At 69.9% G+C, this 23,682-nt stretch carries 28 protein-coding genes and 1 tRNA gene; 17 read left to right on the top strand and 12 right to left on the bottom strand.

Annotated elements, in window-relative coordinates; genetic code table 11:
* The first annotated feature begins 3 nt into the window (after positions 1-3).
* Genes LZF96_RS01555 through nuoN form a run of 5 tightly spaced genes read left to right on the top strand, consistent with a single transcriptional unit; the run spans position 4 to position 6,446 of the window.
* The gene (locus LZF96_RS01555) at positions 4-975 is read left to right on the top strand and encodes an NADH-quinone oxidoreductase subunit J (protein ID WP_233864969.1); all 972 of its coding nucleotides are present in this window, start codon (positions 4-6) and stop codon (positions 973-975) included.
* Positions 972-1,271 (top strand): NADH-quinone oxidoreductase subunit NuoK, encoded by a 300-nt coding sequence (gene nuoK / locus LZF96_RS01550; protein WP_143616608.1) that lies wholly within the window; start codon positions 972-974, stop codon positions 1,269-1,271. The genes LZF96_RS01555 and nuoK overlap by 4 nt, the downstream gene beginning before the upstream one ends.
* Positions 1,272-1,284: 13 nt before the next feature.
* Positions 1,285-3,186, top strand: coding sequence for an NADH-quinone oxidoreductase subunit L (nuoL, locus tag LZF96_RS01545; protein ID WP_233864850.1), 1,902 nt, complete (start codon positions 1,285-1,287; stop codon positions 3,184-3,186).
* A gap of 3 nt (positions 3,187-3,189) precedes the next feature.
* The gene (locus LZF96_RS01540; RefSeq protein WP_233864848.1) at positions 3,190-4,791 is read left to right on the top strand and encodes an NADH-quinone oxidoreductase subunit M; all 1,602 of its coding nucleotides are present in this window, start codon (positions 3,190-3,192) and stop codon (positions 4,789-4,791) included.
* 5 nt (positions 4,792-4,796) lie between these two features.
* Positions 4,797-6,446, top strand: coding sequence for an NADH-quinone oxidoreductase subunit NuoN (gene nuoN, locus LZF96_RS01535; protein ID WP_233864967.1), 1,650 nt, complete (start codon positions 4,797-4,799; stop codon positions 6,444-6,446).
* A gap of 90 nt (positions 6,447-6,536) precedes the next feature.
* Here the strand turns inward: nuoN and LZF96_RS01530 are convergent, their stop codons facing one another.
* The 3 genes from LZF96_RS01530 to fahA all read right to left on the bottom strand — a co-directional run bounded on the left by LZF96_RS01530 (position 6,537) and on the right by fahA (position 9,394).
* Positions 6,537-7,136, bottom strand: coding sequence for a hypothetical protein (locus LZF96_RS01530; RefSeq protein WP_233864847.1), 600 nt, complete (start codon positions 7,134-7,136; stop codon positions 6,537-6,539).
* A 169-nt stretch (positions 7,137-7,305) separates the two neighbouring features.
* Positions 7,306-7,920 (bottom strand): hypothetical protein, encoded by a 615-nt coding sequence (locus LZF96_RS01525; protein ID WP_233864846.1) that lies wholly within the window; start codon positions 7,918-7,920, stop codon positions 7,306-7,308.
* A gap of 220 nt (positions 7,921-8,140) precedes the next feature.
* Positions 8,141-9,394, bottom strand: a complete 1,254-nt coding sequence (gene fahA / locus LZF96_RS01520) for a fumarylacetoacetase (protein ID WP_233864845.1) — start codon at positions 9,392-9,394, stop codon at positions 8,141-8,143.
* A 126-nt stretch (positions 9,395-9,520) separates the two neighbouring features.
* Between fahA and LZF96_RS01515 the strand changes: the two genes are divergently transcribed.
* Positions 9,521-10,531, top strand: coding sequence for a polyprenyl synthetase family protein (locus LZF96_RS01515; RefSeq protein ID WP_233864844.1), 1,011 nt, complete (start codon positions 9,521-9,523; stop codon positions 10,529-10,531).
* Positions 10,532-10,791: 260 nt separating this feature from the next.
* A complete protein-coding gene (locus LZF96_RS01510; RefSeq protein WP_233864843.1) occupies positions 10,792-11,739 on the top strand; it encodes a hypothetical protein in 948 nt (315 codons plus the stop codon).
* Between the two features lie 153 nt (positions 11,740-11,892).
* Here LZF96_RS01510 and LZF96_RS01505 read toward each other — a convergent pair whose 3' ends face one another.
* The 6 genes from LZF96_RS01505 to LZF96_RS01480 form a co-directional block, all read right to left on the bottom strand.
* Positions 11,893-12,165 (bottom strand): hypothetical protein, encoded by a 273-nt coding sequence (locus tag LZF96_RS01505; RefSeq protein WP_233864841.1) that lies wholly within the window; start codon positions 12,163-12,165, stop codon positions 11,893-11,895.
* 674 nt (positions 12,166-12,839) lie between these two features.
* Positions 12,840-13,307 (bottom strand): type II toxin-antitoxin system VapC family toxin, encoded by a 468-nt coding sequence (locus tag LZF96_RS01500; RefSeq protein ID WP_233864839.1) that lies wholly within the window; start codon positions 13,305-13,307, stop codon positions 12,840-12,842.
* Positions 13,297-13,566, bottom strand: coding sequence for a type II toxin-antitoxin system Phd/YefM family antitoxin (locus LZF96_RS01495; protein WP_233864837.1), 270 nt, complete (start codon positions 13,564-13,566; stop codon positions 13,297-13,299). The genes LZF96_RS01500 and LZF96_RS01495 overlap by 11 nt, the downstream gene beginning before the upstream one ends.
* A gap of 166 nt (positions 13,567-13,732) precedes the next feature.
* Complete coding sequence (locus LZF96_RS01490; protein WP_233864836.1) at positions 13,733-14,383, bottom strand: class I SAM-dependent methyltransferase; 651 nt, start codon at positions 14,381-14,383, stop codon at positions 13,733-13,735.
* Between the two features lie 154 nt (positions 14,384-14,537).
* The gene (locus LZF96_RS01485) at positions 14,538-14,738 is read right to left on the bottom strand and encodes a DUF397 domain-containing protein (protein WP_233864835.1); all 201 of its coding nucleotides are present in this window, start codon (positions 14,736-14,738) and stop codon (positions 14,538-14,540) included.
* Complete coding sequence (locus LZF96_RS01480; RefSeq protein ID WP_233864965.1) at positions 14,735-15,565, bottom strand: helix-turn-helix transcriptional regulator; 831 nt, start codon at positions 15,563-15,565, stop codon at positions 14,735-14,737. Before LZF96_RS01480 ends, LZF96_RS01485 begins: the two co-directional genes overlap by 4 nt.
* A gap of 358 nt (positions 15,566-15,923) precedes the next feature.
* Between LZF96_RS01480 and LZF96_RS01475 the strand changes: the two genes are divergently transcribed.
* From LZF96_RS01475 to LZF96_RS01460, 4 genes are all read left to right on the top strand, one after another.
* Positions 15,924-16,163, top strand: coding sequence for a hypothetical protein (locus tag LZF96_RS01475; RefSeq protein WP_233864834.1), 240 nt, complete (start codon positions 15,924-15,926; stop codon positions 16,161-16,163).
* Positions 16,164-16,403: 240 nt separating this feature from the next.
* A complete protein-coding gene (locus LZF96_RS01470) occupies positions 16,404-17,021 on the top strand; it encodes a TOPRIM nucleotidyl transferase/hydrolase domain-containing protein (RefSeq protein ID WP_233864833.1) in 618 nt (205 codons plus the stop codon).
* Between the two features lie 150 nt (positions 17,022-17,171).
* Complete coding sequence (locus LZF96_RS01465) at positions 17,172-17,423, top strand: hypothetical protein (RefSeq protein WP_233864832.1); 252 nt, start codon at positions 17,172-17,174, stop codon at positions 17,421-17,423.
* Positions 17,423-17,815, top strand: a complete 393-nt coding sequence (locus tag LZF96_RS01460) for a DNA-binding protein (RefSeq protein ID WP_233864831.1) — start codon at positions 17,423-17,425, stop codon at positions 17,813-17,815. Before LZF96_RS01465 ends, LZF96_RS01460 begins: the two co-directional genes overlap by 1 nt.
* 123 nt (positions 17,816-17,938) lie before the next feature.
* Here LZF96_RS01460 and LZF96_RS01455 read toward each other — a convergent pair whose 3' ends face one another.
* From LZF96_RS01455 to LZF96_RS01445, 3 genes are all read right to left on the bottom strand, one after another.
* Positions 17,939-18,349 (bottom strand): four-helix bundle copper-binding protein, encoded by a 411-nt coding sequence (locus LZF96_RS01455; protein ID WP_233864821.1) that lies wholly within the window; start codon positions 18,347-18,349, stop codon positions 17,939-17,941.
* A gap of 319 nt (positions 18,350-18,668) precedes the next feature.
* A complete protein-coding gene (locus LZF96_RS01450; protein ID WP_233864830.1) occupies positions 18,669-18,878 on the bottom strand; it encodes a DUF397 domain-containing protein in 210 nt (69 codons plus the stop codon).
* The gene (locus LZF96_RS01445) at positions 18,875-19,714 is read right to left on the bottom strand and encodes a helix-turn-helix transcriptional regulator (RefSeq protein ID WP_233864829.1); all 840 of its coding nucleotides are present in this window, start codon (positions 19,712-19,714) and stop codon (positions 18,875-18,877) included. The genes LZF96_RS01450 and LZF96_RS01445 overlap by 4 nt, the downstream gene beginning before the upstream one ends.
* 313 nt (positions 19,715-20,027) lie before the next feature.
* On the opposite strand from LZF96_RS01445, the gene LZF96_RS01440 reads away from it, so the two are divergent.
* The 6 genes from LZF96_RS01440 to LZF96_RS01415 all read left to right on the top strand — a co-directional run bounded on the left by LZF96_RS01440 (position 20,028) and on the right by LZF96_RS01415 (position 23,218).
* Positions 20,028-20,195: a hypothetical protein gene (locus tag LZF96_RS01440; protein WP_233864827.1), complete on the top strand. Its 168-nt coding sequence runs from the start codon at positions 20,028-20,030 to the stop codon at positions 20,193-20,195.
* Positions 20,192-20,479, top strand: coding sequence for a hypothetical protein (locus LZF96_RS01435; protein ID WP_233864825.1), 288 nt, complete (start codon positions 20,192-20,194; stop codon positions 20,477-20,479). The genes LZF96_RS01440 and LZF96_RS01435 overlap by 4 nt, the downstream gene beginning before the upstream one ends.
* Before the next feature lie 354 nt (positions 20,480-20,833).
* Positions 20,834-20,907, top strand: a tRNA-Leu gene (locus LZF96_RS01430).
* Positions 20,908-20,955: 48 nt separating this feature from the next.
* The gene (locus LZF96_RS01425) at positions 20,956-21,177 is read left to right on the top strand and encodes a hypothetical protein (RefSeq protein ID WP_233864824.1); all 222 of its coding nucleotides are present in this window, start codon (positions 20,956-20,958) and stop codon (positions 21,175-21,177) included.
* A complete protein-coding gene (tgmB, locus tag LZF96_RS01420) occupies positions 21,174-22,142 on the top strand; it encodes an ATP-grasp ribosomal peptide maturase (protein ID WP_233864823.1) in 969 nt (322 codons plus the stop codon). Before LZF96_RS01425 ends, tgmB begins: the two co-directional genes overlap by 4 nt.
* Before the next feature lie 2 nt (positions 22,143-22,144).
* A complete protein-coding gene (locus LZF96_RS01415) occupies positions 22,145-23,218 on the top strand; it encodes a methyltransferase domain-containing protein (protein ID WP_233864822.1) in 1,074 nt (357 codons plus the stop codon).
* Positions 23,219-23,682 lie beyond the last annotated feature (464 nt).

Genomic DNA, 23,682 nt, shown 5'->3' with positions numbered 1-23,682 from the left:
ACGCTGACCGCGCTCGCCGCGGAGACCACCACCTCCGGCGGCGAGGCAGCACAGTTCTGGATCCTGGCCCCGATCGCCGTCGCCGGCGGCCTGGGCACGGTGTTGATGCGCCGCGCGGTGCACTCGGCGCTGTGCCTGGCCGGGACGATGGTGATCCTGGCCCTGTTCTACCTGGCCAACGGCGCCTACTTCCTGGGCATCGTGCAGATCGTGGTCTACACCGGCGCGGTCATGATGCTCTTCCTGTTCGTGCTGATGCTGGTCGGCGTGAGCGCGGCGGACTCCCTGAAGGAGACGCTCAAGGGGCAACGGCTGCTGGCCGCCGGCTGCGGCCTGGGCCTGGGCATCCTGCTGATCGCGGGCATCGGCCAGGCGTCGGTCGGCTCCTTCACCGGACTGGCCGAGGCCAACGCGAACGGCAACGTGCAGGGCCTGGCGAGCCTGCTGTTCACCCGGTACGTGGTCGCCTTCGAGGTGACCGGCGTGCTGCTGACCATCGCGGCGGTGGGCGCCACCCTGCTGACCCACCGCGAGCGCATCGAGCGCAACAAGAGCCAGCGCGAGCAGTCCGAGGAGCGGGTGCGTTCCGGCGAGCAGTTGCCGCCGCTGCCCGTCCCCGGCGTCTACGCCCGGCACAACGCGGTGGACATCCCGGCGCTGCTGCCGGACGGTCGGCCCTCGGAACTGTCGGTCAGCGCCACGCTGCGGGAGCGCGGACAGGTCCGCGAGGTGCACGAGCAGGCCCTGGCCGACCTGGCGGCCATCGAGCGGCGGACCGCCGAGTACCAGGGGCGGGCCGTCACCATCACCCCGCCCCGGCGGGCCGTGGACGACGCCGGCGCCGGTGACGCCGGCGACAACGCGGACGACGCCGGTGACGGCAACGGCGACGCTCCCCGGGCCGGAAACGGCGAGGGGAACGGCGACGGCAGGGACAACGGTCCGGACGCGGCAGGCGAGGAGGCCCGTCGGTGAGCCCCGAGAACTATCTCCACCTGGCCGCGCTGCTGTTCACCATCGGCGCCTGCGGCGTCCTGGTGCGGCGCAACGCCATCGTGGTCTTCATGTGCGTGGAGCTGATGCTCAACGCCGGGAACCTGGCGCTGGTCGCCTTCTCCCGAATGCACGGCAACCTCGACGGCCAGATCATGGCGTTCTTCGTCATGGTCGTCGCCGCCGCCGAGGTCGTCGTCGGCCTGGCGATCATCGTCATGCTCTACCGCTCCCGGCACTCGGCCTCGGTCGACGACGCCAGTCTGATGAAGCTGTGAGGGGATTGGACCTGTGGAGTCACTGATCGGACTGCTCCTCGCGCCGCCCTTGCTCGGCGCCGCGGTGCTGTTGCTCGGCGGCCGACGCCTGGACCGCGTCGGCCACTGGGTCGGCACCGCACTGGCCGCGACCTCCTTCGCGGTCGCGGTCGTGCTCTTCGCCGACCTGCTGGGTCGGGACGCGGGCGATCGCACCCTCACCCAGCACCTGTACAGCTGGGTGCCGGTCGGCGGCTTCCAGGCGGACGTCGCCTTCCGGCTCGACCAGCTGTCGATGACCTTCGTGCTGCTGATCACGAGCGTCGGCACGCTCATCCACCTGTACTCGGTCGGGTACATGAAGGACGACGAGCGCCGCCGCCGCTTCTTCGGCTACCTGAACCTCTTCCTGGCGGCGATGCTGCTGCTGGTCCTCGCCGACAACTACCTCCTGCTGTACGTCGGCTGGGAGGGCGTGGGCCTGGCCTCGTTCCTGCTGATCGGCTTCTGGCAGCACAAGCCGAGCGCGGCCACGGCCGCGAAGAAGGCGTTCGTGGTCAACCGGGTCGGTGACATCGGCCTGGCCATCGCCATCATGGTCATGTTCACCACCTTCGGCACCTTCGCCTTCGGCGAGGTGCTGCCGGCCGCCGCCGAGGGCGGCGCGACCGAGACCACCATGACCCTCATCGGCCTGATGCTGCTGCTCGCCGCCTGCGGCAAGTCGGCCCAGGTGCCGCTGCAGTCCTGGCTGGGCGACGCGATGGAGGGCCCGACCCCGGTCTCCGCCCTCATCCACGCCGCCACCATGGTCACCGCCGGCGTCTACCTGATCGTCCGCTCCGGCGTGATCTTCGAGGCCGCCCCCGACGCGCAGACCGCCGTCATCGTGGTCGGCGCCGTCACCCTGCTCTTCGGGGCGATCGTCGGATGCGCCAAGGACGACATCAAGAAGGCGCTGGCCGGCTCGACCATGTCGCAGATCGGCTACATGATGCTGGCCGCCGGCCTCGGCCCGATCGGCTTCGTCTTCGCGATCATGCACCTGGTCACCCACGGCTTCTTCAAGGCCGGGCTGTTCCTCGGCGCCGGATCGGTCATGCACGGCATGAACGACGAGGTGGACATGCGCCGCTACGGCGGCCTGCGGCGGTACATGCCGGTCACCTTCGTCACCTTCGGCCTCGGGTACCTGGCCATCATCGGCTTCCCGTACCTGTCGGGCTTCTTCTCCAAGGACGAGATCATCTACGCCGCCTTCGGGCGCGGCGGCACCCAGGGCTGGATCCTGGGCGGGGTCACCCTGCTGGGCGCGGGCCTGACCGCGTACTACATGACCCGCATCATGATCCTCACCTTCTTCGGGGAGAAGCGCTGGCAGCCGGACGCCGCCGGCAACGAGCCGCACCCGCACGAGTCCCCGCGCACCATGACGATCCCGATGATCGTGCTGGCCATCGGCTCGGTCTGCGCCGGCTTCCTGTTCAACATCAACCACGCCTTCGTCGACTGGCTCTCGCCGGTCACCGGCATCGCGGAGGGCGACTCGCCCGTCGGTCACCTGACGGTCTCGATCGCCGCCACCACCGTGATGCTCATCGGCGTGGCCGCCGCCTGGCTGCAGTACGGCCGCCGGCCCGTCCCGGACAACGCCCCCACCGGCCGGTGGGTCACCCGGGCCGCCCGCCGCGACCTGCTGCAGGACGACTTCAACCACGCGGCGTTCGTCCTGCCGGGCAACTACCTCACCCGGGGCCTGGTCTACGTCGACCACAAACTGGTGGACGGCGTGGTCAACGGCACCGCCGCCGCGTTCGGCGGGCTGTCGGGTCGGCTGCGGCGGGTGCAGAACGGCTACGCCCGCTCCTACGCGGTCTCGATGTTCGGCGGTGCGGCGCTCCTGATCGCCGTGACCCTGCTGATGAGGGCGGTCTGAGATATGTCATTTCCCCTGTTGACGGCCACCGTCGTGCTGCCCGCGATCGGCGCGGTGGCCACCGCGGCGATGCCCGCGGCCCGCCGGGAGGCGGCCAAGTGGCTGGCGCTGCTGTTCTCCCTGGGCACCCTCGCCCTCGCGGCGGCGGTCCTGATCAACTTCCAGCCGGGTGGCGACCGCTACCAGCTGACCGAGTCCCACGCCTGGATCCCGGCCTTCGGGGTCCGCTACGAGCTGGGCGTGGACGGCATCGGCGTCGCGATGATCGCGCTCACCGCCGTCATCGTGCCCTTCCTGATCGGCGCCGGCTGGAACGACGCCGACCCGAAGGAGGGTGAGACGCCCGCCGACCGCCGGTGGCGCCCCACCCAGGGCTTCTTCGCCCTGATCCTCATGGTGCAGGCGATGGTCATGATGTCCTTCGCCGCCACCGACATCTTCCTCTTCTACATCTTCTTCGAGGCCATGCTCATCCCGATGTACTTCCTCATCGGGGGCTTCGGGGACCGTGCCGGCGAGCACGGCGAGGAACGACAGGCCACCCAGCGCACCTACGCCGCGGTGAAGTTCCTGCTCTACAACCTCGCCGGTGGCCTGGTCATGCTCGCCGCCGTGGTCGGCCTGTACGCCGCCACCGCCGGCCAGCTGGAGGGCGGCGGCACCTTCTCCCTCCAGGCGATCACCGAGGCCCGCGCCACCGGTGAGCTGACCTTCGCGCAGAACACCGAACGGCTGCTGTTCCTCGGTTTCTTCCTCGCCTTCGCGATCAAGGCGCCGCTGTGGCCGCTGCACACCTGGCTGCCCAACGCGATGGGGGAGTCCACCGCCCCGGTGGCCGTCCTGATCACCGCCGTGGTCGACAAGGTCGGCACCTTCGCGATGCTCCGCTTCTGCCTGGGACTCTTCCCCGAGGCGAGCGTCTGGGCCACCCCGGTGGTACTGGCGCTGGCCCTGGTGTCGATCATCTACGGCGCCCTGCTGGCCCTGGGCCAGCGGGACATGAAGCGCCTGATCGCCTACGCCTCGATAAGCCACTTCGGCTTCATCGTGCTCGGCATCTTCGCGATGACCGGACAGGGCCAGAGCGGCGCCACCCTCTACATGGTCAACCACGGCATCGCCACCGCCGCCCTGATGCTGGTCGCCGGCTTCCTCATCTCCCGGCGCGGCTCCCGACTCATCGCCGACTACGGCGGGGTGCAGAAGACCGCGCCGATCCTGGCCGGCACCTTCCTGGTGGGCGGTCTGGCGACGCTCTCCATGCCGGGCACCGGCCCGTTCGTCAGCGAGTTCCTCGTCCTGGTCGGCACCTACAGCCGCTACCCGGTCGCCGGGATCATCGCCTGCGCCGGCATCGTGCTGGCCGCGCTCTACGTACTGATCCTCTACCAGCGCACCATGACCGGCCCCACCCGCCCCGAACTGGAGCGGCTGCCCGACCTGCGGCCCCGTGAACTCGCCGTGGTCGGACCGCTGATCGCGCTGGTGCTCTTCCTGGGCGTCTTCCCCGGGCCCCTGACCGACATCGTCGATCCGGCGGTCGAGCACACCCTGTCGGACGTCGGGGTGGAGGACCCCGCCCCTGAAGTGGAGGCCCGCCCGTGATCCCGGTGATCCACCCCTACGCCGCCGCGCCCGGCCTGCTGACGCAGGCGCAGGAGCGGCTGGAGGCGCCGCAGATCGAGTGGGTGGCGCTCTCCCCGACCCTGATCCTCCTGGGCGCGGCCGTCCTCGGCATCCTGATCGAGGCGTTCGCCCCGCAGCGCGGCCGGTACGTCACGCAGTTGCTGCTCTCCGTCCTCGGCATCGCCGGAGCCTTCGCGGCCGTGGTGGGCCTGGCGGCGAGCGGGTACGCCACGACCCGGGCGGAGATCGCCGGGATGGGGTCGATCGCGGTCGACGGCCCCGCGCTGTTCCTGCAGGGCGTCCTGCTGCTGGTCGGTCTGGTCTCGCTGTTCCTGTTCGCCGAACGGCGCCTGGAACCCGCCGAACACGGCCGGGCGGTGGACTCCTTCACCGCGCAGGCCGCGGCCATCCCCGGCGGCCCGGCCGAGCGGGAGGCGGTGAAGGCCGGTCGCACCACCACCGAGATCTTCCCGCTGCTGCTCTTCGCCCTCGGCGGCATGCTGCTCTTCCCCGCCGCCAACGACCTGCTGCTGCTCTTCATCGCGCTCGAGGTCTTCTCGCTGCCGCTGTACCTGCTCTGCGCGCTGGCCCGTCGCCGGCGACTGCTGTCGCAGGAGGCCGCGGTGAAGTACTTCCTGCTGGGCGCCTTCGCCTCGGCGTTCCTGCTGTTCGGCATCGCCCTGCTGTACGGCTACGCCGGTACCCTCAACTACGCGGGCATCGCCGACGTCGTCGCCGGCGCGCCCGAGGCGGTGGACCCCGGTCTCGCCTCCACCATGGGCAACGACGTCTACCTGCTGATCGGTGGCGCGCTGCTGCTGATGGGCCTGCTCTTCAAGGTCGGCGCGGTGCCGTTCCACATGTGGACCCCGGACGTCTACCAGGGCGCCCCCACCCCGGTCACCGGCTTCATGGCCGCCGCCACCAAGGTCGCCGCCTTCGGAGCCCTGCTCCGCCTGCTGTACGTGGTGCTGCCGGGCATGAGGTGGGACTGGGAGCCGGTGCTGTGGGGTGTGGCCATCGCCTCGATGGTGGCCGGCGCGGTCATCGCGATCACGCAGACCGACGTCAAGCGCCTGCTGGCCTACTCCTCCATCGCCCACGCCGGGTTCATCCTCACCGGCGTGCTGGCGGTCAGCGAGGACGGCATCTCCTCGGTGCTGTTCTACCTGGCGGCCTACTCCTTCGTGACGTTGGGCGCCTTCGCCGTGGTCACGCTGGTGCGGGACGCGGGCGGGGAGGCCACCCACCTGTCGAAGTGGGCCGGTCTTGGGCGGCGCTCGCCGCTGCTGGCCGGGACGTTCGCGTTCTTCCTGCTGGCCTTCGCGGGCATCCCGCTGACCTCCGGGTTCACCGGCAAGTTCGCGGTCTTCCGGGCGGCGGCCGAGTCGGGGGCGATGGGGCTGGTCATCGTCGGTGTCCTGGCCTCGGCGGTGGCTGCGTTCTTCTACATCCGGGTGATCGTGCTGATGTTCTTCAGCGACCCGCGGGAGGACGGCCCCTCGGTGGTCATCCCGAGCCCGATGACCGGCTCGGTGGTCGGACTGGCGGCCGTGGTCACCCTGGTGCTGGGCATCGCGCCGCAGTACTTCCTGGACCTGGCGCAGCAGGCGGCGGTCTTCGCCTTCCGCTGAGTCGGTCCCCGTTCCCACCCACCGTCACGGCCCCCGGGGGCCGCCCCTCACGGGCGGCCCCCGGGGGCCGTTCCGGGTTCGGGGCCGGGGTCAGGAGAGGTCGGCGACGAAGGTCTCGGTGCCGCCGTCCTCCCATTCCAGCGCCAGTTCCCCGCCGTCGGGCCGGAGCAGGGCGGTGCGGTCGTGCGGCACGGGATCACCCTCGCCGGAGCCGTCCGCGCCCAGGCAGGAGAAGTCCACCGCCACGGCCCCGGCGGCGTCTCCCGGGCCCTCGTCCGGGCTGCGGGGCCGACCCCAGCAACTGAGGGGCGGGTCACCGGCGGAGTAGGTGACGGTGACGCCGCCCTCGGTGACGGTCAGGGTGCGGCCGTCCTCCCCGGGGGCGATCCACAGGCCGTCGGCGAGCGCCGGACCGGGAAGCGCCGGGGCCTGCCCGGTCTCCTCGTCATCGGCACCCCCCTCGGTGCCTTCCGTGCCGTCGCCGTCCCCGGCCGTCGGGGCCCCGGTTCCGTCCGGGGAGCCGCCCCCGGCCGAATCCCCGGCCCCGTCGTCCCCGGCCCCGCCGCAGGCGACGGACAGGGCCATCAGCAGGACGAGCACGGGTAGGGCCCGGGCGCCCCCGCCGATCCCTCCACTCCAGGCGCTCCTCCCGGCTTCGGTGGAACGGGTACCGCGTCGTGTGCCGGCCATCCGGGTCTCCTCGGGTCTCGTGTCCGTTCGCCGCCCCTTTGCCAACGCAACCGAACGGTAACGACCCCCGGCCGAACCGGCCAGGGGTCGTTCGAGGTCTCCCGCCGGTCCTCACCGGAGCCGGCCGGAACGTTCACGGGAACCCACGGGAACCCACGAGAGGGGGTGATCAGTTCCCGGACCCGAAGTCGAACTCCGCGCCGAGGTCACCGAGATCCAGGTCGCCGAGGTCGAGCTCCGGGTTCTCGAACATGCCCGGGTCCAGGGCCGTGCCGGAGAGGTCCAGGGTCTTGGCGTACCCCACGGTGTCGCCGTCCTCCCACCGCACGTCCAGGGCGTCGCCGTTCAGCGTGGCGAGGCCCCCGCGCTCGTCCTCCGGCACCCGGGTGTCCGGGTTCATGCACAGCAGCGCAAGCGCCACCCCGTCGCCCGCGGCACGCGCGGTGCCGGTGCAGAACAGCGCGCCGCCGTCACCGTCGAGCATGGCTTCGCCGTCCACGATGTAGAGGGTGTCCTCGCTGCCGTCGGAGGCCGTCCAGATCGCCTGGTACTCCGTGGGCACCTCTCCCTCGGAGCCCCCAACCGCGTCGTCCCCGGCCGGTTCGTCCGTCTCCCCGGCGTCCGCGGCGTCCGTGGCCTCCTCGGCGTCCGGCTGCGCGGTCTCCTCGCCGGAGCCGGTCTCCGCGGCGGCGTCACCGTTCCCGCCGTCGCCGCCACAGGCGCTCAGCAGGAGTGCGGCCACCGCCGCCGCGGCGGGTGCCGCGAGCCGTACCGACCTGTGCATGGGAGTCCTCTCGTCGATGTCACGGGATGTCGCGGGTGTCGCGGAAAGCTGTCCGGCGTCGCCGGACGCGCCCACGCTAGCGGCTCCCCGCTGCCCCGGTACCCCCGGTTACCGACTTCGCACACAACCGTGTGGATTCCATCGATTCGCGCGGGACCCCCGACCCGACCCTCCGGGGCGGATCCCCGGGCCGGGGCACGCCCCGGCCCGGGGGATGGCGTCAACGGGCCGGATCGATCCGGCCCACCACCTCGCCCAGTCCGATCCGGGTGCCGTCGGGGCCCGGCGCCCAGGCCGTCAGTGTCACCTCGTCGCCGTCCTCCAGGAAGGTCCGCTTCCCGAAGCCGCCCGCGATCGGCTCACGGCCGTTGCGGGTCAGCTCCAGCAGGCAGCCGAGCTGGTGCGGCTCCGGGCCGGAGACGGTCCCCGAGGCGTACAGGTCGCCGGTGCGCAGCGAGGCGCCGTTCACGGTCAGGTGGGCCAGCTGCTGGGCGGCGGTCCAGTACATGGCGGAGAACGGCGGCTCGGCGACGACCTCGCCGTTCAGCCGCACGGTGATCCGCAGGTCGTACCCGTCACCCGGGCCGTCCGCGTCCGCCGGGGCGGTGTCGTCGAGATAGGGGAGCAGGGGGTGCGTGCGCGCCGGCGGGGCCGTGCGGGCCTCCTCCAGTGCCTCCAGCGGGGTGATCCACGCCGAGACGGAGGTGGCGAAGGACTTGCCGAGGAAGGGACCCAGCGGCACGTACTCCCATGCCTGAACGTCCCGGGCCGACCAGTCGTTGAGCAGGCACAGGCCGAAGACGTGGTCCCGGAACCCGCCCATCGGCACCGGCTCGCCCAGTCGGGAGGGCGCGCCGACCACGAAGCCGACCTCCGCCTCGATGTCCAGGCGGGCGCTCGGCCCGAAGAGCGGCTCCTCCGCGCCCGGCGGGCGTCGCTGGCCGGTCGGGCGGACCACCGGGGTGCCGGAGACCACGACGGTGCCGGCGCGGCCGTGGTAGCCGATCGGCAGGTGCTTCCAGTTGGGGGTGAGCGGGTCGCCGTCGGGGCGGAAGAGCCGGCCGACATTGGTGGCGTGGTGTTCGCTGGAGTAGAAGTCCACATAGTCGGCGACGGTGAAGGGAAGGTGCATGGTCACCTCCTCCAGCGGGATCAGCAGACCGTCCTCCTCGATCCGGGCCCGGTGGGCGGGATCGGTCACCGCCGCGCGCAACGCGGCCCGCACCCGGCGCCACGCGGGGCGTCCGGCGGCGAGCAGCGGGTCGAGGGAGGAGGCGGCCAGCAGTCCGGCGTCCGGGGCCTCCAGCAGGTTCGGGAGGTCGGCGACGGCGCCCGCGTCCAGGACCCGATCGCCGAGGCGAACGCCGATTCGTGCTTTTTCGGGCGCATCCGGCGTGGTGTACACGCCGTAGGGAAGGTTGTCCGGACCGAAGAGATCGTCCGCGGTCGGCTCGGTCGTGCTCGCTTCAGACATGCAGGGCACAGTAGTCCCGGAGGGGCGCCCGTCGAAGAAGGGCGACAGGGGTACGCGCCGGTGGTGATCGTCTTCCGACCGGCTACGCTGCCGGGGACATTCGCAGCGCAGACAGGAGAGTGGCTCGTGACCGTCGTGGGGCCCTTCGGGGCGAGCGTGCGGGACAAGGCCCTTGAAGCCGATGTCCAGGCCGGCCTGGCAGCGGTCGAGGAGGGGTTGATCGAGGCCACCGAGAGCGATGTCCCGTTCATCACCAAGGCCGCCCAGCACCTCGTGCGGGCCGGCGGCAAGCGCTTCCGTCCGCTGCTGGTGGTACTCTCCGCACAATTCGCGAACGCGAACGCGCCGGGCGTGGTGCCCGCCGCCGTGGTGGTGGAGCTGACCCACCTGGCGACCCTCTACCACGACGATGTCATGGACGAGGCCGAGGTGCGGCGCGGCGTGCCCAGCGCCAACACCCGCTGGGACAACTCGGTGGCCGTCCTCACCGGTGACTTCCTCTTCTCCCGGGCCTCGGGGATCGTGGCCGGACTGGGCCCCGAAGCGGTCCGGATACAGGCCGAGGCATTCGAGCGCCTGGTCACCGGGCAGATCCAGGAGACCGCCGGCCCCCGGCCCGGCGAGGATCCGATCGACCACCACCTGCGGGTCATCGCGGGCAAGACCGGCTCGCTGATCGCCGTCTCCGGTCGCTTCGGCGCCCTGATGTCCGGGGCCGACCCCCGGATCGTCGCCGACCTCACCGAGTTCGGGGAGCGGGTCGGTGTCGCCTTCCAACTCGCCGACGACGTCCTGGACATCGCCGGGGAGGCCCGCGAGTCCGGCAAGACCCCCGGCACCGACCTGCGGGAGGGCATCCCCACGCTGCCGGTGCTGCGGCTGCGCGAGAGCGCCCTGGCCGGCGGCTCGGCGGAGGACCGCCGACTGCTCGAACTGGTCGAGGGCGACCTCACCGACGACGGCCGGCTCGCGGAGGCCCTGACCGGCCTGCGCGCCCACCCGGCGCTCGTCCGGGCCCGCGAGGACACCCGCCGGCAGGCGGAGCTGGCCCGCGAGAGCCTGGCGAACCTCCCGGACGTCCCGGCGCGGGGCGCCCTCGCCTCCCTCTGCGACGCCGTGGTCGACCGCACCTCCTGACGCCGGGGCGCCCGATCCCCCACCTCGCACCACCGCCGGTCCCGACGCCACCGCCGACACCCCGCCCGGGGGCCCGACCCCGGAGGCGCCGGGGTACGGCCCCTAGGGGCGGGTACGAGCCCCGGGGCTCGGGGTCATCCCGTCGGAGGACACCGGACGAGACCCGGGACCGATGCCCGCGACCCCTCTCCCGGGATGGAATGGGGTTATTCGGAGGACGACCGGGGGACGAGGTCGCCGAGAGAGGGAGTTGGGGAAATATGGCAGCGAAGACGGGTCTGCGTCGGGTGGGGATTCCGCTGGCGGTTGTCGTCGGGATCTCCGCGATCGGCGCGGGTGTGTACCCCGCGCTCGCGGGGGAGCGTGGGCCGGAGCTGCCGACGGTCGGCGTCGACGAGCTGATGGTGCGCATCCTCGAGTCCGAGACCGAGCAGCTCTCGGGCACGATCCGGGTGCGCAGCGGTTTCGACGTGCCGGGTGTCAGCGAGCTGGCCCGCTCCCTGGGTGGCCCGGCCGGTCACCTGGCGGGCCTCGCCACCGGCAACAACACCCTGCGGATCGCGGTGGACGGCCCCGAGCGGCAGCGCCTGGTCATCGCCGAGGGTGACGAGGAACTGAGCGTCTTCCACGTGGAGGGTGAGGTGTGGATGTACGACGGTTCGTCGAACACCGCCTACCACGCCGCCCTGCCCCGCGAGGAGTGGAACGAGACGCTGGAGGAGTACGAGCACCGGGAGCGGTCCGGTCCGCAGGAGGAACTGGGCGGCCTGACCCCGCAGGAGGCGGCCCAGCGGCTGCTGGAGGAGGCCGGCGAGCACGCCGAGATCACGGTGGACGGCACCGTCCGGGTGGCCGGTCGGGAGGCGTACGAGCTGCTGATCGTCCCGACCGGCGAGGAGGCGCGCGCCGCCGCCGGGGACACCCCGATGGGGACGGTGGAGTCGGTGCGGATCGCCGTCGACGCCGAGACCGGTGTGCCGCTGGCATTCACCCTCGAGGGCACCGACCGGCCGCTGCTGGACATCGCCTTCTCCCGGATCAGCTACGAGAAGCCGGCCGGTGGCAGCTTCGACTTCACGCCGCCGGAGAACGCCGAGATCGTGGAGCTGAACGAGCCGGGCGCCCTGGAGGGCTTCTCCCTTCCCGGCCTGCTCGGGGGCGGGATGTTCGCGGAGGACGACTTCGAGCACGAGTTCTCGGAGGGCTGACGCGCCCCACCGGAGAACCGGCCGGCCGGACGCGGGGCCTCCCCGCCGGCCCGGCCGGCGCACGGCTTTCGTACGGCGGGCCGGTCGGCGCCCCTCCGGGCCCCGGCGCGCTTCCGGCCGTCGGGACCCCGGGTCGCCTTCCGGCGCGGTGCCTCACAGCACGTCGTCGGGGAGCGGGCCGTGCGGCACGGTCAACACGCACTGTGGGCAGGCGTGGAGAACGAAGCCCGGACCGCTCACGGTCTGCACGTAGCGAACCGGGGTGGGTGCCGTGGTGCGGCGCTCGCAGTTGCAGCACACCACTCCGTCGGCCGGTGGTTCCGGGGTGAAGCCGTCGTCCCAGTCGTACCCGTCCTCGGGGTGGACGGCCCCGTCGGCTCCTTCCGCTCCCTCGGCTTCCGGATCTTCAGGACCTTCCGGCCACACGACACCCCCGGACCCGACGGCGGGCGTGAACGGATGGGGGACATCGGGCCCCCGGGGAGGGCGTGGAAGCACCGGGAACGGTCCATCGTCCGCCGGGCCCGCGCCGAACCCCGCCGCGCCGGGGGCGGGACGCGGTTCCACCTCGTCGCGCCCGAGCCGTTCCGGGACATCGGCTCCCCCGGCGGCGTCATCCGCCGAACCGGGACCACCGGCCGGGTGGTTCACGCCCCACCGTCGGCGAGCGGAAACGGACCGGGCGCCCGGCGGTCTCCCGTCGCCCCTGCCCGACCACTCGCCGGGGTCATCGCGAACTCCCGTTCCTCCAGGGGCGGGTGATGCGGCGATCGACGATGCGTTGGCGCAGGCAGCGGCGCCCCGCCGGGTCGGTGGACCGGATCCGACCGGCCGACCGACAACCCGGGCCGCGCCCGGTGTGCGCGGGGCGTGCGTAGCGGCAACGCGAGCAACCTCTCACAGGGCATCAGGATAGGACCCCGGACCCCGGCCGGTCTCCCCTTCGTCACGAGATCCCGCTCACCGGACAGGAGTCCGACCGTATTCGATGCGGGCCGGGCACGGCGGGCGCGGAAACCCGCGACACCCGCCCTCTCGAAGCGAGCGTCGTGGAGCGGAATCCCGCCGGCGGTGGTGGGCGGCGCGCGCCATTGCCCGGCTCATCCCTCGTGCGGCACCTTCGGGCGGGTGACCGGTACGACGGTGAGAAGGTCGTCCAGTCCTTTGAAGTCATCGGGGTTAGTGGTGAAGAGAGGAAGATCCTCCGCCACGGCGATGGCGGCGATCATCAGATCGGCTACCCGGCGGCGTGGCTGTCGGCCTGCTCCGATCACCGCGGCGCAGACGCGGCCGTAGACGCGGGCTGCTTCGGCGTCGAAGGGGATGGGGTCGAACTCGTGCTCGGCGCGCTGCAGGATGTCGAGTCTGCGGGCACGCTCGGCGTGCTCCTCGTAGTCGCCCTGTTCGTCGTTGCGACGAATCTGGTGTGGGCCGGCGGACAACTCGGCGAGGGTGACGGCGGTGATCGCCATGTCATCCGGTAGCTCCCCGGGATCCACCCATCGACGCAGGATCATGATGTTGGTGTCCAGGAGCCCCTGCCGGTACCCGGGGCGCTCAGCGGTCATAGGGGTCGTTCAAGTGGGTGTCGGCCATGGCGTCCTGATCGGAACGGAACGTGTCGGGGTCGAGGTCCGGTGCGGTTCGGGACATCGCGGCGAACTCCTGACGAGAGACGAATCGACGACGTCGCCGTAGCGGGACGAGTTGACCGATGGGGTGTCCGTCACGGGTGACGGTGAACGACTGGCCGCCCTGTATGGCGTCCATGATCTGGCGGGATCGGTTCCGTAGATCCCGCTGGGTGATTTCGGGCTGAACGCTCATATCGGCCACGGTAGCACCCGGTGCCACCTCGTGCCATGGGTGCGGAAGGCGGCGCTTCGGTGCCCCTTCGATCGTGGATGCGGCGAACCAGCGGGGTGGACCGGTGACATCCCGACCGTCGGATCGGCCTCGGGCGTGGTGTGTCGCAGGGCGCCCGGGCGGGCGGTCAGCCGGGGTGCCCACCGGTGCGCATCAGCAGTCGGCCCCGGCGGAACCGTTCGCCCTCGCACGGCTCCCGCAGCATCCGGCCGACCTCCACGAACCCGGCTTCCCCGGCCAGGCCCGCCAGGTCGTCGATCGGCCACCGGTGGGCCGTCGTCACCTTGTGGTCGAAGGCCGCGACCGGCCCGCCTCCCGACTCGAAGAAGGCGAGCAGGAGGTGGCCGCCGGGCGCGAGCACCCGCCGGAACCCGGCGAGGTACGAGGACACCTCCGGGGGCGGGAGGTGGATGAGCGAGTACCAGGACACGATGCCCCGCAACCGGCCGTCGGCGAGGCCCGGGGCGTGCATGGAACCCACCTCGAACCGCAGGTCGGGGTATGCCGCGCGGGCGAGATCGATCATCACCGGTGACAGATCGACACCGAAGGCTTCCAGCCCGAGGTCCCGCAGGTGAGCGGTCAGCCGGCCGGGTCCGCAGCCCATGTCGGCGACGAGCCCGCCACCGGCGGTCCGCACGAGTTCGGCGAACGCGGCGAGAACCGCGCGATCCAAGGGAAGAGCGTCGAGTGCGCCACGGGTGAGTTCGGCGTACCGGACGGCGACGGTGTCGTAGGCGTCCGCGATCGCGTCGAGGTGCGGGGAGGAGTCGGCCACGAACGAGCACGGTAGGACTTCCCTCGTCACGCCACCACCCGTTTTCCCGGACGGGGTCCCGGGCCGGCGGGCTTCCGGCCGGGGCACGATCGGGTCCCGCCACGTCTCCGACCGGAAGCGCGGCGGGGCCGTTGCCGTCGCGGCGGATCAGTGGTCAGACGTCGCCCGCTTTGACCTCCGTCACGAACGAGGTGAACGAGGCGGTGGGCAGTATGAGCGCCGGACCTTGGGGGTTCTTGGAGTCACGGATGGGGACCACGCCGAGGGAGCCGGCGAGGTTGCCCGCGACCTCGACGCAGGCGCCGCCGTTCTCGCTGTGGGAGGAAGTGAACCAACGCGGGGATTCGGTCGTCACGAGATGCCCTTTCGTAGCTGCTCGATCATGTCCACGGATGCCGCCTGCGAGAGAGCTTCGGCTTGTAGTTGATGGTAGGCAGTCAACAGCGCCACCACCGAAGCCGTTTCCCGTTCGAGCCGGCCACGTTGTGCGGATTCCGCATAGGAGAGAAGCGAACGATTCTCCATGGTCAGGATGTAGAGCGGCAGGCTGAGTGGTCGGCGATCACCCATGACGAACGGGGCGACCTGGAGGACGGTGTTCGGTAGCGCCGCGAAGTCGATCAGCCGCGCGAATTGGCCGTCCATGACGGTGGACCCTCCTACGGGTCTTCTGAGACAGCTCTCGTCCAACACGACGAAAAGCAGGGGTGGAGGGGTGCGTTGGAGGACCGCCTGGCGCTTGCCGATCAGAGCAAGACGTTCGTCGCCCTGATCGGGGGTGATCGCCCCTCGCTCGACCGCACGGGCGGTGAGCGCCGAGGCGTACTCGGGCGTCTGGAGGACCCCCGGAATGACACCCACCTCGTAAAGTCTGAGCTCCACGGCCCGCGCCTCGTGGGTGACGTACTCCGGGAACCCTTCCAGCAGGGCCGTCTGACGCAGGGCCATGCTCTGACGTTCCAGGCTGTCCCCTGTCCGGAACGCCCTGTCCGCACTTGCGGCGAAACGCTTGGTTGGAGGGCGACGACCGGTTTCCACGGCCGAGATGTGAGTGCCGGTGCACCCGATCCGCTCGGCCAGTTCCTCCTGTGTCCACCCCCGCTCGTCGCGCAGCCTGCGCAAACGCTCCCCGAAAGCGGCGCCGGGGGAGCTGTCCGGGTCGAGTTCCTTGCGGTTCACCATGGCGGATCCCATCTCTGCGAACGGAAAACGCAAGTTGAGGAAGCCTCCACGGTAGGCCACGCCGATCTCCCTTGGTAGTGCTTTCGCTACGGAGAGGAACTCTCGTGTGTGCCCACAACCCGCTCCCGGGGCTCCCCGAACCCCCACCCGCGTCGCCCGATGACGTGTCGGCGCGCGAGGAGAACGGCGCTTCGCCCGAACGGGGCGATGGGCCGGACGCTTCCGCGCCTCCGCTCGGTCCGACGCGGGTGGCGGAGGAGCTTCGCCTCGCCGATCCGTTGTCTCTCGCTGAACTCCGCAGGCAGCATGCCGTGTTGGCCGAGGCGATCGAGACCCACTTCCGTGAGTTGGGGGTGCGGTGAGCCGTTCCGTCCACCGCTTCCGGGAGTACACCATCGAGCCGGACACCGAACCGGACGCCGAGGTGATCACCTTCACCGTGCACTGCGCGGTGTGCGGGGAGGGCGGCCCGATCACGGAGACCACCGACGCGGCCGGCGAGTGGATCGTCACCCACCTCGGTGAACAACCCGAACACCTGTCGTACCGCGAGATCGTCACCCGCCCCTACCGGGTCGCTCCGGGGCGGTGGCTGTGAGGGGGAGTGGCGACCCCGTGTTCTCCCGGCCGCCTCCGACGCGGACCGACGGCGTCCACAACGGTGTGGACGGCCGATGACCGCGACCGTGCCTCTCTCCGGGACAAGGCGACGGGAGAGGGAGAGCGATTCACCGTGGAGCCCCGGCCGGGTGGGCCGGAGAGTCCGGGAACCGTCGCGGTGCCCGAGGTCGTCGAATAATCCCGTGCCGCGTCGGCGGTGGAGGTGAAGACTCGTCGCATGGCGGACATGAGGGCTTTCCGGGAGGCGGTCACCGTCCGCGTGGCGGGCGGCCCCGATGGGGCGGCGCGCGACCTGGCGGAAAGTTCGGGGGTGCGGGTCGCGGTGCTCGTGGAGGGAATGAGCGATCTCGCCGCCGTCGAGGCACTGGCCACGCGACATGGCCGGGACCTGGCGGCCGGGGGAGTGTGCGTCGTGCCGATGGGCGGGGCGATGAGCGTCGGCGGTTACGCCGCTCTTCTCGGGTCACCCGGCCTCGGTCTGCGCCTGGTGGGGCTGTGCGACGAGGCCGAGCAGGGCTTCTACGAACGCGGCCTCAGCCGGGCGGGGGCGCCCCTGCGGGACATCCACGTGTGCGGGGCGGATCTGGAGGACGAACTCATCCGCGCGCTCGGCATACCGGGAGTCGAGGAGATCTTCCGCACCGAGGGCGACTTCCGTTCCTGGCAGACCTTCCGGCGGCAACCCGCCCAGCACGAACGCTCCCCGCATCAGCAGGCGCGGCGCTTTCTCGGTACCAGGAAGGGCCGCAAGATCCGCTACGGCCGACTTCTGGTCGAGGCCCTCGTCCCGGACCGGACGCCCGCCCCGCTCGACGACCTTCTCGCGAGCCTGTGAGGTCGCGAACGGACCGCCCTTTCGACTCCGCGGACCCCGCTCCACCCCGGTCCCCGGGACGGTGGAAGACACAGCCGGGACGGATCTCGACTCGCACACTTCCTTCGCCACGAGCGTTCCACTTTTACCACCATGGGTAGCATGAGTGGTATGAGCGGTAGCAAGAAGTACTCGATCAGTCTTCCCGAGGAGCTCGCCGAAACCGTGCGTTCCCACGTGGGAGCGGGTGGTTTTTCCGCGTACGTGGCCGAGGCACTGGAGCAACGGGTGGCCATGGAGCGGCTTCGCGAGATCGTGGCCGACTTCGAAACGGACAACGATCCCTTGACCCGGGAAGAGGTGGAGGCGGCCCGTGCCCTGCTTCGCCACGATCGGAACGCTCCGGGGCAGGCCGCTGCCTGATGCCCGGAACGTTGATCCTCGATAGCGAGGGTCTCTCCAAGCTCTACCTCAAGGACCGCACCGTCGTGGCCTTCGTCCAGGCGGCGGAAAAGGAGGGGATTCGCGTCGCCACCACCGCGATGACCACCCTGGAGGCGGACTATGCGCGCGTCCACCCTGCCCGGATTCGATGGGTGCTTTCCCGGGTCGATGTCCTCGATGTCACCGGGAAGGTGGCGAAGGAGGCCGCTGTGTTGCTGCGTGAACAGTACCTTCACGGTCACAAGTACGCGATCGACGGGGCTCTCGCGGCCGTCGCACGGATGGCAGTCGGCCCCGTTACCGTCCTCACTTCCGACGTGGAGGACATCCGCCTGCTCTGCGGACCCCGCATCGAGGTCATCAAGGTGTGATCGCCCCCGGGGCCGCTCCATCGGGAGCGGTCCCGCCCTGGGCTGATCAACTCGCCCTCGGTGAGGGGCGTGTTCTCGTCCGACGAGGGGTGCCGTCCCTGGTCGGGATTCGGGCGACCGGTGTCAGCCGAGGTGGAGGAGCAGGGTCTCGCAGGCGTCCTCGCAGCGGCGGCAGGCCTCGGCGCAGTGCCGGCAGTGCTCGTGCGTCTCCGCGTGGCGTTCGCACTCGTCGGCGCAGGTGCGGCAGGCGGTCAGGCAGGCTTGGACGACGGCCCGGGTGAGGTGGGCGTCGTAGCCGGTGTGTCGGGAGAGCACGGAGGCCGTGGCGGTGCACACGTCGGCGCAGTCCATGTTGGTGCGGATGCACTTGGACAGTTCGGTGAGGTTCTCCTCGGACAGGCAGGCGTCCGCGCAGGCGGTGCACGCCTGGGCGCAGGCCACGCATTCCTCGATGCAGTGGGCCAGGGCCTCCCGGTCCACGTCGCCGAGGTCGGCGGGGTAGGTGTCGAGCATTTCTTTGACCACGGTGGTCATGGCGGTCCTCGCGATCCGGGCGGGACGGGCGCGACCGTGTGCCGCACCGGGTACGCCCCGCCGACACCGGGTCGGGTGACCGGCGGGAAGGAGGACAAACCACTCGAAGGGGAGGGAATCAGGTGTGTCTGTCGCCCGGGGGTCAGGTGGCGCAGAACTCGTTGCCCTCGGGGTCGGCCAACTGTCGTAGCCGCACCAAGTCCCGCCGCACTGCCCGGTTCGGCAGCGTCGCGGGGCGTACTGCGGACAAGGAGAAGCCCCACCATGCGCGGTGCACGATGGGGCAGCCTCTCATCCGGGTTCGCGGTCGGCTCGGCGGTCAGACGTTGCCCACCTCTCCGGCCTTGACGCCCGCCACGAACATGGAGAACGCAGCGGCGGGGACGTTCAGCACCGGACCAGCCGGGTTCTTGGAGTCACGGACGGGTACCACTCCGCCCGAGGGAACGAGGTTGGCGGCGGCCTCGATGCAGTTGCCGCCGTTGCCGCTGTAAGAGGACTTGAACCAGCGGGGGGATTCGGTCGTCACGGGGTGCCCTTTCGTAACTGGTTGATCGTGGCCACAGACGCCGCCTGGGACAGCGCCTCGCCCTGTAGTTGATGGTAGGCCGTCAGTATGGGCATGACTGTTGCGCTCTCCCTGTCAAGGTGCCCTTGCGTCTGCGACTCGGCGTAACAGATCACAGACCGGTCGGCAAGGGTGAGTAGGTTGACCGGGAGGTTGAACGCCCGCCGGGCGCCAAGGTCGGACGGCGCGACCTGGAGAATCCAGTTCGGACGGGCGGCAACTTCGACGAGGTGCTGTAGCTGCGCGCTCATGATGTCCGGGCCTCCAACGGTGTGACGGAGGCAGCTCTCATCCATGACGACGAACACCATTGGTGGTCTGGGCCGCACCAACGCCGCTTGGCGCTCCGCCAAGAACGAAACGCGCTCAGCGGCTTGTTCAGGCGTGATGGAGCCGCGCTCCACGTGACCGTCTTCCTGAGCCCGCGCGTACTCCGGCGTTTGCAACAGTCCGGGCATGATCCCGACCTCAAACAGCCGAATCTCAACCGCTCGTCCCTCATGCGCGACGTACTCCGGGAACCCCTGCAACAGAACGCCGTGTTCGATCTTTCCCCACTCGCGCTCGAAAGAGTCGGCCGTTCCTTCGATCCCCAACGCAACGTCAACGGCCGCCGAGAACCGACGGGTTGGCGGTTTACGTCCAGTTTCCACCCCCGAGACGTGCCGTCCGGAGTACCCGATTCGCGCGCCCAGATCATCTTGTAGCCATCCCCGAGACTCCCGCGCGCTGCGCAAACGTGCGCCGTACTCCGCTTCCGGGCCTGCCTCGGGGTTCAACTCCTTACGGTTTACCAATGTGTCCTCCGCCGTTGTTACGTTGAAGACTGCCCGACTCCAAGTCACTCTGTGGCTCCTTGGTAGTGGAAGCACTACGGAGAGGAGCGGCGATGCCCGGCGAGAGCGTACCCGTCAACCGGCACGAACCCCCACGCTTCCCGAGCCCTGGTGGACCGGCGACAGCCGGCACCAGGGAGCCGGGCATACGAGGTGACCGGGGCGCAGAGCGCACGGCAGCGCGCGAACTCATGCGGCTGGTCGAGCTTGGCAGCGTCCCCCCAACGGTTGTGCAGCTTGGTGCCGTAGTCCCCGAGGGGGGCACGGACCGGTGATGACCGATAACCCCCCACGTTCCGAGGACCCCCCGCCCTCCGAGAGCCCGTCGCCCGGGGACGCGTCGCCGACACCGGCACGACCGACCCTTGACGAACTCCGCAAACAAACCGAGGCGTTGGGCGACGTGATCACGGCGCACTTCAAGAAGTTGGAGGGCCGGTGACCCGTGAGACATACGGCTTCCGACGCTTCGCAGCGGTCCCGGACACCGAGCCGGACGCCGAAGCCCCGGCGTACCGCATTGAGTGCGTGGTGTGCGGGCACAACGGCCCACTTGCCGAAGCTGACAAGGAACAGTCCGCCGAAGCCCAGGACAAGGCATCGCGCAAGGCGCAGCAAGAGGCCACTTTGTGGGTTGCGCAGCACCGGAAGGACGAGCCCGAGCACTTCACCTACCGCATGTGGTCAAGCGCTCCGGTCCGCTTGGAACCCGGAGCCTGGCAATGACCAACGTAGACGGTTACTGGTGCGAAAACATCGTAAGAAGTCCCGACGCGGAAGCGGAATGGTCGGATTTATCGGCCGGTCAACTCAACGAGCCCCCGCCCCCTGCCGGGGAAGACCAGTTCACAGGCTCCCCAGCCAACCCCCCGGCAGGGGCGCGGGTGCCAACCGGTGACGCACCCGACCGGACCAGCCTTGCGAGAGGGGCAGTCGTGCCCCGCCCGGACTGACGGGTCCGGCTCCCGCCCCGGTCCGCCCCTTCGCCGGGGTGCCGGGTACCCCCGTGCAATGCGCGGTGAGTGCGTCATCAGCCCCACCCGTGCACCGGTTGAGGAGTGGCGGGCACGGGTGGGGCATTCCCGGATACGCCAACGGAAGAGCGAGCGCCCTTAAAAGGCGCTGAGCTGTCGGTTCGAATCCGACTCCGGGAACTCCTGCATAGCGCAGGATTGTGTCAGCACACCTTCTCTGGAGGTCAAGTGAACACACCAACCATCCCGTTCGCCGCGCGCTCTGCGGCACCGCCGTGCCTGGTCACCACGTCCGTTGCCGGCGTGGTGTGGGACGCGAACGACCAGCTCAACCGCCAGGCGGACGGTACGCCGTGGCACACGGCCGACCACGCCGCATCGACCACTGACACCAACCTTGATGGTCAGGGTGACGACGTGTCCGATCCCTACTTCGCTCCCGCTTCGTGACCGCCGCCGCCCGACCCGTGCTTGTTGTCGCGGAGCAGCTCGACGCGGCGGCGGACATGGTCGTTGACCAGCTCAATCAACGCGGGGTCCCGGTGGTGCGGTTCGACGCGGCCGACTTTCCACAGTCGGTCACGCTCACCGGGCAACTGGGCACGTCGGGAGATTGGGATGGGGCACTGACTGATGGGCATAGGTCGGTGCGGCTGTCGGACGTCCGGGCCGTCTACTACAGGCGGCCCGGGCGGCCCGTCATCGCTGACACCGTGCCGGAGTCCTACAAGCAGTGGGCACAGAACCAGGCGGATTGCGCGCTGTTGAACCTGCTTTCCGCACTGCCGGTGCGCTGGATCAACAATCCTCACTTCGACCGATTGGCTGCTCATAAGCCGCAACAGCTGGTTGCCGCCGTCAAGGCTGGTCTACGCGTACCGCGAAGCATCATCACGAACAACCCCGAAACGGCCCGTGCGTTCGCTGAGGAAATAGAGGGGCCGCTGATCTGTAAGCCCGTGCTCGGCGGACGGTTGGACATGGGCGACGAACGGCAACTCATGGTTGCCACGCATGCGGTAGACCCTGCCGAGTTCGACGACTCCATTCGGCTAACCGCGCACTACTTCCAAGAGCGCATTCCCAAGAAATACGAAGTGCGCTTGGTTGCTGTCTCCGAGAAGCTGTTCGCCGGAACCCTCCGGGGGCTCTCGGGGAAAGCCGTAACCGACTGGCGTACCGATTACGAAGCCATCGAGTACGGCACAACAACCGTGCCGGAACCGGTGGCTACGTCCGTTCGGCAGTTCCTCGACTCGTACGGAATCGTCTTCGGTTCGTTCGACTTCGCCGTTACGCCGGATGATGAATGGGTGTTCTTCGAGAACAACCCGGCCGGAACGTGGTCATGGGTGGAGAACCGTACGGGGCTTCCTATCGCCGCGGCACACGCAGAATACCTACAAGGAAAATGACCGTGACTGATTCAGAGAGCACCCGCATCCGGGAGTTCGCCGCACGTCTGACCGGTGCGGATTCCAGCGCATGGGCAGCGACGTTCGCCCAAGTGCCCCGCCATCACTTCGTACCGTCCTTCTACACCATGACCGGCGACGGATGGAAAGAGGTCAAGAACGGTGATCCCGAATACCTCGATGGCGTCTACGCGGATACCGCACTCACCACGCAGACCGATGACAAGGGAATCCCGAACTCGTCATCGAGTGAACCGTCGCTTATGCTCGCCATGCTCGACGCCTTGAACGTGCAGCCCGGGAACTCCGTCTTCGAACTCGGCACCGGCACCGGCTACAACGCGGCGCTTCTCTGCGCGCGTCTCGGTGACGAAAATGTGGTCAGTGTCGATGTGGACGATGAACTTGTCGGAGCTGCGCGTGACCGACTCGCCCGTCTCGGATACTCCCCGACTCTGGCAGCCGGGGACGGGGCAGCCGGTTACCCGGGCAAGGCGCCGTACGACCGTCTGATTGCCACAGCGAGACTCCGATTCATCCCCCGCGCGTTCCTCGAACAGTCGGCGGACGGCGCGGTCATGGTGGTGCCGCTCGGCTTCGGCGTCGCCCGACTCACTGTGACGGGCACCACGGAGGCACACGGCCACTTCATGCCGCTACCAGCGCACTTCATGCCACGTCGAGTAGAGAGCATGGCACCGCGCTTCGCTGAACTGGAGACGCAGGAAGCCCGCCCGACTACGGTCAACGTCGCTGACGTACTGGAACGGCTGAGCTTCCCCATGTCGCTCGCCATGCCGGACTACACATCGTGTACATGGGTGGACGACGACGGCACGCCGAGCGCGCTCGGACTATGGACCGGCGACGGGTCCACAGCCACAGCCACCATGACCGGGAAGGTTCGTCAGATCGGACCTCGCCGACTGTGGGACGAGTTGGAACAGCTCGCCATCACGTTCCAAGACGCCGACGGCGTGTCGCGTGAGGACTTCGGAGTCACTGTCACCCCGAACGGTCAGCGCGTCTGGTACGGCGCTGAGAACGGCCCTTCCTGGGCACTGCCCGCAGAGTGACACCAGGGACGTCCGTCCGCGCACTGCGCTACAGCGGCGGGCGGGCTTCCCGCATTGATTCCTACGGAGAGCGCGTCACGTACGCGCATGTACGGGGCGTGTGGGGCGTTGGGCTCGGGTGGGCTCCCGGGCATGGGCGAAGCGTGGACAGCCGACGAGAACTCGCGCGACTTGGACAAGCTGGACAGGTGGATGAGTCAGGCGAGTCAGGTCTACCGTTTCAGTGCACGGAAAACGCCCCGGTAGACCGCTTGGGACCGGTCCGCCGGTGCTCCACCGAACAGCTGTGTAGGAACTGAGCGATTTCCCGCCGCATCACCTCCACCCGTCGGGATGAATCCCGGGCGGTCACGCACCACCGGCGACGGGATGAGCAGTTGGGTGAGCCCCGGGGCCGCTCCATCGGGAGCGGTCCCGCCCTGGGCTGATCAACTCGCCCTCGGTGAGGGGCGTGTTCTCGTCCG

Source organism: Streptomyces sp. ST2-7A (assembly GCF_021390475.1).
Lineage (GTDB): Bacteria > Actinomycetota > Actinomycetes > Streptomycetales > Streptomycetaceae > Streptomyces.
This window is presented reverse-complemented; position numbering and strand designations above follow the sequence as displayed.

Bases quoted from the DNA above. Each gene is read 5' to 3' on its own strand.
- LZF96_RS01540 (WP_233864848.1), top strand. From the start codon at position 3,190: ATGTCATTTCCCCTGTTGACGGCCACCGTCGTGCTGCCCGCGATCGGC.
- LZF96_RS01530 (WP_233864847.1), bottom strand. From the start codon at position 7,136: ATGGCCGGCACACGACGCGGTACCCGTTCCACCGAAGCCGGGAGGAGC.
- LZF96_RS01525 (WP_233864846.1), bottom strand. From the start codon at position 7,920: ATGCACAGGTCGGTACGGCTCGCGGCACCCGCCGCGGCGGCGGTGGCC.
- fahA (WP_233864845.1), bottom strand. From the start codon at position 9,394: ATGTCTGAAGCGAGCACGACCGAGCCGACCGCGGACGATCTCTTCGGT.
- LZF96_RS01510 (WP_233864843.1), top strand. From the start codon at position 10,792: ATGGCAGCGAAGACGGGTCTGCGTCGGGTGGGGATTCCGCTGGCGGTT.
- LZF96_RS01500 (WP_233864839.1), bottom strand. From the start codon at position 13,307: ATGACCGCTGAGCGCCCCGGGTACCGGCAGGGGCTCCTGGACACCAAC.
- LZF96_RS01495 (WP_233864837.1), bottom strand. From the start codon at position 13,566: ATGAGCGTTCAGCCCGAAATCACCCAGCGGGATCTACGGAACCGATCC.
- LZF96_RS01480 (WP_233864965.1), bottom strand. From the start codon at position 15,565: ATGGTGAACCGCAAGGAACTCGACCCGGACAGCTCCCCCGGCGCCGCT.
- LZF96_RS01470 (WP_233864833.1), top strand. From the start codon at position 16,404: ATGGCGGACATGAGGGCTTTCCGGGAGGCGGTCACCGTCCGCGTGGCG.
- LZF96_RS01465 (WP_233864832.1), top strand. From the start codon at position 17,172: ATGAGCGGTAGCAAGAAGTACTCGATCAGTCTTCCCGAGGAGCTCGCC.
- LZF96_RS01460 (WP_233864831.1), top strand. From the start codon at position 17,423: ATGCCCGGAACGTTGATCCTCGATAGCGAGGGTCTCTCCAAGCTCTAC.
- LZF96_RS01455 (WP_233864821.1), bottom strand. From the start codon at position 18,349: ATGACCACCGTGGTCAAAGAAATGCTCGACACCTACCCCGCCGACCTC.
- LZF96_RS01440 (WP_233864827.1), top strand. From the start codon at position 20,028: ATGACCGATAACCCCCCACGTTCCGAGGACCCCCCGCCCTCCGAGAGC.